Origin of the sequence: Amycolatopsis deserti, assembly GCF_014653945.1 — a bacterium.
GTDB lineage: Bacteria > Actinomycetota > Actinomycetes > Mycobacteriales > Pseudonocardiaceae > Amycolatopsis_E > Amycolatopsis_E deserti.
This window is the reverse complement of the sequence record NZ_BNAU01000024.1, coordinates 1-943: the sequence shown is the minus strand read 5'-3', so window position 1 is coordinate 943 and position 943 is coordinate 1. Positions and strand designations below refer to the sequence as shown.

The following is a 943-nucleotide window of genomic DNA, read 5'->3' as shown; positions in this document are numbered from 1 at the left end:
GTAGCGAAATTCCTTGTCGGGTAAGTTCCGACCTGCACGAATGGCGTAACGACTTTCCGGCTGTCTCAACCACAGGCCCGGTGAAATTGCACTACGAGTAAAGATGCTCGTTACGCGCGGCAGGACGGAAAGACCCCGGGACCTTTACTATAGCTTGGTATTGGTTTTCGGTTCGGCTTGTGTAGGATAGGTGGGAGACTGTGAAGCGGGGACGCTAGTTCTCGTGGAGTCGTTGTTGAAATACCACTCTGGTCGGATTGGGAATCTAACCTAGGGCCCTGATCGGGTTCAGGGACAGTGCCTGGTGGGTAGTTTAACTGGGGCGGTTGCCTCCTAAAAGGTAACGGAGGCGCCCAAAGGTTCCCTCAGCCTGGTTGGCAATCAGGTGTTGAGTGTAAGTGCACAAGGGAGCTTGACTGTGAGACTGACGGGTCGAGCAGGTGCGAAAGCAGGGACTAGTGATCCGGCATCTCCTGGTGGAAGGGATGTCGCTCAACGGATAAAAGGTACCCCGGGGATAACAGGCTGATCTTGCCCAAGAGTCCATATCGACGGCATGGTTTGGCACCTCGATGTCGGCTCGTCGCATCCTGGGGCCGGAGTAGGTCCCAAGGGTTGGGCTGTTCGCCCATTAAAGCGGCACGCGAGCTGGGTTTAGAACGTCGTGAGACAGTTCGGTCCCTATCCGCCGCGCGCGTAGGAGACTTGAGGAAGGCTGTCCCTAGTACGAGAGGACCGGGACGGACGAACCTCTGGTATGCCAGTTGTCACGCCAGTGGCATGGCTGGTTAGCTACGTTCGGAAGGGATAACCGCTGAAGGCATCTAAGCGGGAAGCCTGTTCCTAGATGAGGTCTCCCACCCCTTTGTGGGTTAAGGCCCCCAAGAGACGATTGGGTTGATAGGCCAGACATGGACGCACAGTAATGTGTTTTTGAGTGGAC

General features: G+C 56.1%; 1 rRNA gene. It reads left to right on the top strand.

Annotated features, from left to right (window positions below):
- A 23S ribosomal RNA gene (locus IE290_RS37570) occupies positions 1-943 on the top strand; the annotation flags it as partial.